Genomic DNA, 9,443 nt, shown 5'->3' with positions numbered 1-9,443 from the left:
TATTTTTTTCTACAAAGCTTTAGCCCCTACTGGGCTATTTTATCTTAAATCATTTATTTCTGTTCCAGAGGAACAAAAGATTTTTTTTCTACAAAGCTTTAGCCCCTACTGGGCTATTTTACCTTAAATCATTTATTTCTGTTCCAGAGGAACAAAAGATTTGTTTTTCCTACAAAACTTTAACCCATACCAGGTTATTTTACCTTAAATCATTTATTCTGTTCCGGAGGAACAAAAGAATTATTTTTCCTACAAAACTTTAACCCATACCGGGTTATTTTACCTTAAATCATTTATTTCTATTCCGGAGGAACAAAAGAATTATTTTTTCTACAAAGCTTTAACCCATACCGGGTTATTTTATCTTAAATCATTTATTCTGTTCCAGAGGAACAAAAGCTTTGTAGAAAATAATAGTAAATTTGATTGTGCACCATAGGTGCACAACCTTTTTATGCCTAACACCTATACGCAATTATACATCCATTTTGTATTCGCGGTTAAATATCGCGCTTCATTAATTAGCAAAGATTGGGACGACCGGTTACGATTGTATATAACAGCGATTACCCAAAATCATGGGCACAAAGTAATAGCTATTAACAACATGCCCGATCATTTGCATTTGTTTATTGGTTTAAATCCAAAACATGCCATCTCCGACTTGATACGAACCATAAAAAGTGATTCTTCTGAATGGATCAATAAAGAAAAATTAACCCATGGCAAATTTCAATGGCAGGAAGGATATGGAGCTTTTAGCTACAGTCGATCGCAAGTTGACAAAGTGGTAAATTACATATTAACTCAAGAGGAACATCACCAAAAAAAGACGTTTATAGAGGAATATAAGCATCTCTTAAAAAACTTTGATATTGTGTTTGAAGAGCAATATATTTTCAAACTACCCGAATAACGGCTAAGTTTTGCTCCGATGGAGCAAAAATCAATTATTCTATTCTTCTACAAAGCTTTAACCCCTCTGGGGTTAGCATACTGCGCCTCCCTGTTCCAAAAGAACAAAACTATTTCCCTCGGCGCCATTGTTGGTGTTGTCACCAACTTATTACCATCAGCCAAGTAGTAGAATGTTAGTCACAACACCAACATTGGCGCGGTACTATTCATTCCTGCTTCGGAGAACTTTCTACAAAGCTTTAACCCATCTTGGGGTTAGTATACTGCGCCTCCCTGTTCCAAAAGAACAAAACTATTTCCCTCGGCGCCATTGTTGGTGTTGTCACCAAATTATTACCATCAGCCAAGTAGTAGAATGTTAGTCACAACACCAACATTGGCGCAGTACTATTCCTTCCTGCTTCGGAGAACTTTCTACAAAGCTTTAACCCATCTTGGGGTTAGCATACTGCACCTCCCTGTTCCAAAAGAACAAAACTATTTCCCTCGGCGCCATTGTTGGTGTTGTCACCAAATTATTACCATCAGCCAAGTAGTAGAATGGTAGTCACAACACCAACATTGGCGCAGTACTATTCCTTCCTGCTTTGGAGAACTTTCTACAAAGCTTTAACCCATCTTAGGGTTAGCATACCGCACCTCCCTGTTCCAAAAGAACAAAAACTTTGCAAAAACTATTTTCCCATAAAGCTTTAATCTCTCTGGTATTATACTACATCCCTGTTCCGGAGGAACAAAAGCTTTGTAGAAAATAAAATAAAGGTAAATGAGCTCCGTAGGTGCTCAACCCATCTACTATTTTTTAAAATGCAAAATCGTTCTCCCCCATCAACCTAAAGTCAAAATAAAATAAACACTTCGTTAATAATCACCATGTTTGCTATTTTTGCGGCCATAAATTTATTATCCATGGCCAATTACAGCGACAGAATCGCCCTGCTTAAATCCGAGATCCAGCCTTTGCGTGAGCAATTGATACAGCACGAGCTTTATAAAAACATCAATTCTTTAGAGGAGCTTAACGTTTTTATGGATCATCACGTTTTTGCGGTGTGGGATTTTATGTCGCTGCTAAAATCATTACAGCAAAAATTAACCTGTACCGTTACGCCATGGATGCCTACCGGTAACTCCAACACCCGTTACCTGATCAACGAAATTGTTACCGGCGAGGAAAGTGATGTGGACGAAGCAGGCAACCGCACCAGTCATTTTGAGTTGTACCTGCGCGCCATGCAGCAGGCCGGTAGCGAGGCTGTAGCTATCAACAACCTTTTCAATGAACTTAATTTTGGCAAACATATTGACGAGGCCCTCATTATTGCCGATATCCCGGTAGCGGCACGCAATTTTGTGCAGCATACTTTTGAAGTGATCGACAGTCCTAAAAATTATGTGCAGGCCGCCGTGTTTACTTTCGGCCGGGAGGATCTGATACCTGATATGTTTGTGAGCATAGTAAAAGAGCTTAGCCAACAACTACCGGGCAAGGTTGATATTTTGCTGTATTACCTGGAACGCCACATTGAGGTTGACGGTGATCACCACTCTCAGTTAGCCTACCAAATGACCGCGGAGCTTTGCGGTGATGATGATATCCAATGGCAGGAAGCGACAGAAGCTGTAAAAGAAGCCCTGCAAACCCGCATAGCCCTTTGGGATGGTATCTTGGCAGCTATTAAAGCGCCGGTAGGTTCTGAGTTATAAGTTATAAATTCCAGCCACGTCATTACGAGGAGGCAATCCCAGATTGGCAGAACGTCTCTGTAAGTCGGGGGATTGCCACACTACACTCGCAATGACGCGCTATTTTTAATGTTTTATTCCCTACAGCTTATTCAACTCATCCATCAGCACCTTGCTGATACGGTTAAAATAGCGCCGTACGCCAAAGCCCATTACCGATTGGATGCCGCGGGTGGCATTGGTTAAAAACACTTCGTCGGCCTCGTATAAAATATCGGGATTAATCTGGGCCTCGGTAATATCGATATTATTTTCCTGGGCTAGTTTAATTACCACTTGGCGCATTATGCCTTCCACACAACCTTCGCTTAAAGCGGGGGTATACAGGTGATTTTGGTAATAGATAAATATATTGGAGCTGCTGGCTTCGCATAAAAAACCGTTCTGGTTAAGCAAAAACACATCATCCAGCTTGTTTTGGGTTTTGTAGATCCCCGCCATCACATAAATAAGCGAGTTGCAGGTTTTAATGTTCGACAGGTAGTTTAACGGTTTGGGCAATTCGCTGAACACATCCATAATGAGGCCCTTTTCGTTCAGAAAATAACGCGGCTCTTCAGATGCGGTAAGCTCCAGGCAATACCCCATTTTATTTTGTGATGGGGTATACAAACCCTCGGCATCACGGTAAACGGTCAAACGAAGACGACCGTGTTTCACCTTATTCCGCTTGGCCAGTTCTTCCGCAATGTCTTTTAAAAACCATGCGTCCATTTGTGAGTAGCCATCAATTTTGAGCACCTTCATCCCCCGTTGCAAGCGGTCGGCATGCTGATCGGCAAATTTGAGCTGTCCTTTCATTAAGCGCATACTTTCAAACAAGCCATCGCCATACTTAAAAGCCCGGTTGGCTACAGTAAGCAGCTGGCTGTTCGCCGGAATTATATCTCCATTAAAATTGATCAAAACGGGTGTCATGTAGATGTGCAGATATCAGATGTGCAAATGTGCGGATTTTTTTAGATGCGGAAATACTTACAGCGTAATTCATATGTGATGCTCGTGTAAAATCATAGCATGGCATGTTGTACAAAAACCATGCTTAGTTTACACGTTAAGTTATCTATAACTCTTCGGAATCTGTATTTGTTTGATTAGCAGCCGATGTATATTTACGCCATTTTTGCAGTACGCTTTCAAAATCTTGTGGCAGGGGCGATTCAAAGGCGATCTGCTTTTTTAGTGTTGGATGCAAAAAGCCGAGGGTTTGCGCATGCAGGGCCTGCCGGGGCATCAGCTCAAAGCAATTTTCAACAAACTGTTTGTATTTGCTGAACACGGTACCCTTCAATATCTTATCACCGCCATAGGTAGCATCACTGAACAGCGGGTGACCAATATGCTTCATATGCGCCCTGATCTGATGGGTACGTCCGGTTTCCAACTGGCATTCAATCAGGGTAACATATCCCATCCGTTCCAAAACCTTATAATGGGTTACCGACCATTTGCCCTTTTCCGGGTCATCATATATCGACATTACCCGACGGTCATTCACACTACGACCGATATAACCGGTCACAGTGCCATCTTCGGGCAGATCGCCCCAGGCCAGGGCCACGTATTTACGGGTAATGGTATGATCAAAAAACTGCTTGGCCAACCAGTTCATGGAGCGTTCGTTTTTGCTGATGAGCAGCAAACCCGAGGTATCTTTGTCAATGCGATGAACCAAACCTGGCCGTCCATCATTACCCGGCAAAGTAGGTAACTGCTGAAAATGGTAAACCAACGCGTTAACCAGCGTACCGGTATAATTGTTATAACCCGGGTGCACCACCATGCCGGCGGCTTTATCAACCACCAGCACGTCGTCATCCTCATAAACAATATTGATGGGGATATTTTCGGGGTAAACCTCAGTATCGCGCGGCGGGTGCGGCAATACCACCGATATCACATCAAGCGGTTTTACCCGGTAGCTCGATTTTACAGGCTTGTCGTTTACCAGCACGTTTTCCAGCTCAATAGCATTCTGGATGCGGTTGCGCGAGGCATTCTCCACGCGGTGCATCAAAAATTTATCAATACGCAACAGCGATTGCCCTTTGTCAACCACAACGCGCAAGTGCTCATATAAGTCCTGTTCCTCCTGCTCTATAAACTCGGTATCGTCTGCCATTTGAGCGCAAAAGTAGAATATTAGTATCAAGTAGTTAGTATCAAGTATCAAGATATTTTAAGAGAGTATCAATTTTTTTAAATAGTTTGGCGTTTGATACTTAGCATTAACTACCAAGATTATGAGTAGCTTAATTTTAATATAGGATACTTTACAAGTAAAATCTTGATACTTGATACTAGCTACTTGATACTAAATAATGAATATCGATCTCGAAATTTTCAGTCCGGTTCAAGCTATCAGCAATCCGCTGTTTAATGCGCATGGCGTGGAAGTTTTTCTGAAACGCGACGACCTGATACATCCCATGATATCGGGCAATAAATGGCGTAAACTAAAATACCTGCTGAAAACCACGCAGAGCCAGGGCAAAAATCACCTGGTAACCTTTGGCGGCGCGTACTCCAATCACTTGCTTGCCACGGCAGCAGCCTCAGCACGTTTCGGTTTTAAAACTACCGGCATTGTACGTGGCGAAGAGGTAAATAACGATACCCTGTTTTTATGCAAGCTGCACGGCATGCAGTTGTTATTTACCGATCGTGATAGCTACCGCGATAAAACAGCTTTATTTAATCAACATTTTGGGGATGACACCAACGCTTTTTTTATTGACGAAGGCGGCGCATCGCCCGAAGCTGCCCAGGGTTGCGCCGAATTGGTTGACGAATTGACCGAAACCTATGATCATATTTTTTGCGCCTGCGGTACAGGCACCACAGCCGCCGGAATTATCAACGGCTTAAATAATCATCAGCTTAAAACCTGTTTTCATGCGGTACCGGTATTTAAAAACGGTGAGTTTATCCGGGAGGAGATCAATCGTTTTCTGACCGCTCCTACGGATTACGACCTCCATACAGATTACCATTTTGGCGGTTATGGCAAGGCGGATGCCCAGCTGATTAGTTTTATAAAAGAATTTGTAGCATCTACCGGCATCGTGATCGAACCGGTGTATACCGGCAAAATGATGTACGCGCTTTATGATCTCATCGGCAAAGGTCATTTTGAATCCGGCAGCAAGATCCTGGCCATTCATAGCGGCGGCATCTGGGGTTTGTTGGGTATGAAAGATAAGTTTTGACCAAAAAAATGCCTGGCTCCGAAACCAGGCATTCCATTTAGAATTAATATATGGGATTGTTTAGTTGCCTACTGTAAAGGCTTCCCATCCCGAGGCTGTAGCACGGTTGCAGGTCATGGCCTGGGTTCCGTTTTCGCTGCTGATAAATTTACCGTTATTACCGCGCAGGGTTACTTTGCCATCCGGAGTGGTTATCCAGTCAAATTTTTCCCAGTCGCTGGCAGTAGCGCGGTTACAGGTTATGGCCATAGTACCATTTTCTGATGATACATATTTGGCTTTGCTGCGTAAAGATATTTTACCGCCTCCCGCGTCAATTACGGTAAAATGTTCGGTGTCACCAGCGGTAGCATGGGTACAGGTCATGGCCTGGGTGCCGTTCTCGCCGCTCACATACAAACCGTTAAAGCCCTTTAATGATATAACAGAGCCTATGGGTGGATTGCTGCCGGTTGGAGGATTGGTACCGCCCAGCTGATCATAAATAGCCGAAAGCAATGAGTTGGCGCCGACAGCATCCTGAGATAATTCCCAGATCATGATACCCCCACCCTGATTAACAGCCAGTGTTGTTTTGCTTTTAATGGTAGGGATACCGTTATAACCTATACCGTTCCAGGTATCAGAGTTAGGGCTACCACCACCTGCCAGGATATCAGCATAAGAGGTGTACGGCTCCCTGCCATAAAAGGGTACGCCTAAAATGGCTTTTGCTTTTGGCAAGCCTCTGCCTATCCAGTAATTTAATGAAGTTTGAGCCAGTGAATAAGGCGAGTGATTTGAACCTCCGCCATCATAGGCCATCAGGTTTAAAAAGTCAACATAACCAAAAACGCTTGCAGGTATGGATGAACCACCGTCTGACACAACAGCCGAGGATAACAATTTACCCTGGTTATGCAAAGTGGTGCTTAACAGCTGCATTAAAGCCGCGTAGTTATTTGATGAAGCTCCATTATCCGGATACTCCCAGTCAATGTCAACACCATCCAGCCCGTACTGGTTTACTACACCTACAATGTTGTTGGTGAATGTTTGGCGTGAGCCAGAATTGGCCGCCATGGCTTCAAATGCGCTATCGTTACCATCATTCCATCCGCCTACAGCTATAGATACCTTTACGCCATTGGCATGGGCCTTTGCTACCAGGGTTGATAGTCTGCCTCCATCTATAGAAGTAAGCCCGCCTGAGTTGGTTGGTAATACAAACGCGTAAATAAGGTGGGTAAGCTTAGTATACTGAATTTGATTAAGATCACCGGCCCAGCTGGGTATATAACCCACTACCTTGAAGCCGGCAGGGATAGCCGAAGTACCCACTGGCCTGTTAGGCACATCGGGCGAAGGAGTTGGAGCAGAAGGTGACATGTTGTTGTCTTTTCGACAAGAAGAAAGTGCCAGAAGCACCACGGCCACACAAAGTAGCAGGAACGAGTTAAACTTTGTTTTCATAAATAAATAGATTAGTGGTTATTTGGATATAGTTAATTAATACCGGCGGTGAGTAGCCGGTATTAATTATTGATCATATGGTGATTTAGTTACCTACGGTAAAAGCTTCCCAGCCAGAGGCGGTGGCCCGGTTACAAGTCATGGCCTGGGTACCGTTTTCGCTGCTGATGAATTTGCCGTTGTTGCCGCGCAGGGTTACTTTTCCATCCGGAGTGGTTATCCAGTCGAATTTTTCCCAATCGCTGGCGGTGGCACGGTTACAGGTAATGGCCATGGTGCCATTCTCTGAGGATACGTATTTGGCTTTGCTGCGCAGGGATATTTTACCGCCTCCCGCGTCAATTACGGTGAAGTGTTCGGTATCGCCAGCCGTAGCATGAGTGCAGGTCATGGCCTGGGTGCCGTTCTCGCCGCTCACATACAAACCGTTAAAGCCCTTTAATGATATTACGGAACCTATTGGCGGATTGCTGCCGGTTGGCGGATTGCTGCCGCCATGTGCCACAATCACGTTATGAATGGTTGACAGCAGGGAGTTTGATCCAGTGGCATCACCAGCCAGTTCCCATATCATCATACCGGCAATGCCACGGTCAAATGATAAGTTGGTTTTATTGGTAATTGTTGGGATACCGTTATAACCATAGTTTTGAAAAGTATCTGAATTTGGACTACCACCAAGGGCCAATACATCATTATAGTTTTTAGTGATGTAATCGCCCCTGTTGTCGCGAGCGTAGAAAGGCACACCCAAAACGGTTTTTTCCAGCGCCAGGCCTCTGCCGCTCCAATAGTTCAGGCAATCAACTGCCGATTGATAGGTGGAATGCTGAAAGTTATTATCATCATAATCCATAATATTCAACCAGTCAACAGAAGTCATGGTGGTGCTGGTTACGTAAGTAGCCCCGGTTGAAATAACAGCCGCTGTTGTTAATTTACCGATGTTGTGCATAGCGTTAGCCAGCGACTGCATCATCAAGGCAAAGTTATTGGCTTCGGTACCAGCCGAAGGGAATTCCCAGTCGATATCTACACCATCCAGATTATTTTGATTTACATAGTTAACCATGGTATTCACAAACGCGGTGCGTAAACTGGAGCTGGCTACTATGGTATGAAAAGCATCGCCACCGCCACCGCCGCCAACAGCGATAAGTGCCTTTATCCCGTTATTATGCGCCAATGTAACCATGTTGGCCAATTTGCCAGGATTATCGATAGAGGTTAAGCCCCCACTGGTTGTTGGCGAAATAAAGGCATAAATAATATGGGTTAACTTACTGTATTGAACAGCATTTACATCGCCCTCCCAACTGGGCAAATAAGCTACTACTTTAAATGTGGCGGCAGTTACTGCGTTAGTGCCTTGTTTATTATTTGTTTCCGCATTATTATTTACGGGGGCAAAGTCGGCCCGGTTATCTTTTTTACACGATGATAAGGCAAATAATACCGAGCACACCAGGAAGAGCAGAAAAGAGTTAAAATTTAATTTCATAAGTTAAGAGTTAAGTGGTTAATATGTATGATTGGTTTGTTAAGTTTTTTCAACAAAAAGACACCTGCCCAACAGACGTTTGCAGGCTTATAAATATCAAATCATGATATCAATAGTTATAGTAATAAGTAATTCAGGGTATGTTTTATAAAAGTAAAGCTAATGTAATATTTTGTTATAAATAGCTCAAAAACAGCATAATACGCTTAAACAACAAGCATTGTAGTGCTTTTGTAGGGTATCATTACGATAAATATATTATGAATATTATCGAAAAATATTTTTCCTGATACGCTTAACTCACAGTTTGCCTTTTAGTTAAGCACATCATATGGGGAATGAAGGAGCAACATGGCTTCCCGGGGATGATGTGTACCGAAGGATAGCAGACATGTCGTATAGTCACCTGGTCTATGCTTCGCTGGACCAGCTTCTTCGTCTACTGCGGAAATAGGATATTTGAAAAGTTTATCTCCACGCGTCATTGCGAGGAGGAACGACGTGGCAATCCCCGATAAGCAGAGCCGCTCTGTAAGTAGGGGATTGCCACGCTATCGCTCGCAATAACGCGTGGAGAAACCAGCTTGTCCCAGCACTACACGATGACAGCCGAGGTT

At 43.6% G+C, this 9,443-nt stretch carries 7 protein-coding genes; 3 read left to right on the top strand and 4 right to left on the bottom strand.

What is annotated here, in order from left to right; translation table 11 throughout:
- Nucleotides 1–454: 454 nt before the first annotated feature.
- Together tnpA and ACTJKG_RS22815 are read left to right on the top strand one after the other, a co-directional pair.
- The gene (tnpA, locus tag ACTJKG_RS22820; protein ID WP_172336285.1) at nucleotides 455–916 is read left to right on the top strand and encodes an IS200/IS605 family transposase; all 462 of its coding nucleotides are present in this window, start codon (nucleotides 455–457) and stop codon (nucleotides 914–916) included.
- A gap of 875 nt (nucleotides 917–1,791) precedes the next feature.
- A complete protein-coding gene (locus ACTJKG_RS22815; protein ID WP_440740485.1) occupies nucleotides 1,792–2,625 on the top strand; it encodes a DUF3050 domain-containing protein in 834 nt (277 codons plus the stop codon).
- A 120-nt stretch (nucleotides 2,626–2,745) separates the two neighbouring features.
- Here ACTJKG_RS22815 and ACTJKG_RS22810 read toward each other — a convergent pair whose 3' ends face one another.
- Nucleotides 2,746–3,582 carry an aminotransferase class IV gene (locus ACTJKG_RS22810; RefSeq protein WP_440740484.1) on the bottom strand — a complete coding sequence of 279 codons (837 nt, stop codon included), beginning with the start codon at nucleotides 3,580–3,582 and terminating at the stop codon, nucleotides 2,746–2,748.
- Between the two features lie 145 nt (nucleotides 3,583–3,727).
- Complete coding sequence (locus ACTJKG_RS22805) at nucleotides 3,728–4,786, bottom strand: RluA family pseudouridine synthase (RefSeq protein WP_172336287.1); 1,059 nt, start codon at nucleotides 4,784–4,786, stop codon at nucleotides 3,728–3,730.
- 199 nt (nucleotides 4,787–4,985) lie between these two features.
- Here ACTJKG_RS22805 and ACTJKG_RS22800 point away from each other — a divergent pair, with 199 nt between their 5' ends.
- Nucleotides 4,986–5,873 carry a 1-aminocyclopropane-1-carboxylate deaminase/D-cysteine desulfhydrase gene (locus ACTJKG_RS22800; RefSeq protein ID WP_440740483.1) on the top strand — a complete coding sequence of 296 codons (888 nt, stop codon included), beginning with the start codon at nucleotides 4,986–4,988 and terminating at the stop codon, nucleotides 5,871–5,873.
- Nucleotides 5,874–5,933: 60 nt separating this feature from the next.
- Here the strand turns inward: ACTJKG_RS22800 and ACTJKG_RS22795 are convergent, their stop codons facing one another.
- Together ACTJKG_RS22795 and ACTJKG_RS22790 are read right to left on the bottom strand one after the other, a co-directional pair.
- Nucleotides 5,934–7,325 (bottom strand): glycosyl hydrolase family 18 protein, encoded by a 1,392-nt coding sequence (locus tag ACTJKG_RS22795; protein ID WP_216650605.1) that lies wholly within the window; start codon nucleotides 7,323–7,325, stop codon nucleotides 5,934–5,936.
- Nucleotides 7,326–7,410: 85 nt separating this feature from the next.
- The gene (locus ACTJKG_RS22790; protein ID WP_440740482.1) at nucleotides 7,411–8,826 is read right to left on the bottom strand and encodes a glycosyl hydrolase family 18 protein; all 1,416 of its coding nucleotides are present in this window, start codon (nucleotides 8,824–8,826) and stop codon (nucleotides 7,411–7,413) included.
- Between the last annotated feature and the right edge of the window lie 617 nt (nucleotides 8,827–9,443).

This window comes from Mucilaginibacter sp. 22184 (assembly GCF_052045695.1).
GTDB lineage: Bacteria > Bacteroidota > Bacteroidia > Sphingobacteriales > Sphingobacteriaceae > Mucilaginibacter.
This window is presented reverse-complemented; position numbering and strand designations above follow the sequence as displayed.

Coding starts and splice junctions, on each gene's coding strand:
- tnpA (WP_172336285.1), top strand. CDS start 455: ATGCCTAACACCTATACGCAATTATACATCCATTTTGTATTCGCGGTT.
- ACTJKG_RS22815 (WP_440740485.1), top strand. CDS start 1,792: ATGTTTGCTATTTTTGCGGCCATAAATTTATTATCCATGGCCAATTAC.
- ACTJKG_RS22810 (WP_440740484.1), bottom strand. CDS start 3,582: ATGACACCCGTTTTGATCAATTTTAATGGAGATATAATTCCGGCGAAC.
- ACTJKG_RS22805 (WP_172336287.1), bottom strand. CDS start 4,786: ATGGCAGACGATACCGAGTTTATAGAGCAGGAGGAACAGGACTTATAT.
- ACTJKG_RS22800 (WP_440740483.1), top strand. CDS start 4,986: ATGAATATCGATCTCGAAATTTTCAGTCCGGTTCAAGCTATCAGCAAT.
- ACTJKG_RS22795 (WP_216650605.1), bottom strand. CDS start 7,325: ATGAAAACAAAGTTTAACTCGTTCCTGCTACTTTGTGTGGCCGTGGTG.
- ACTJKG_RS22790 (WP_440740482.1), bottom strand. CDS start 8,826: ATGAAATTAAATTTTAACTCTTTTCTGCTCTTCCTGGTGTGCTCGGTA.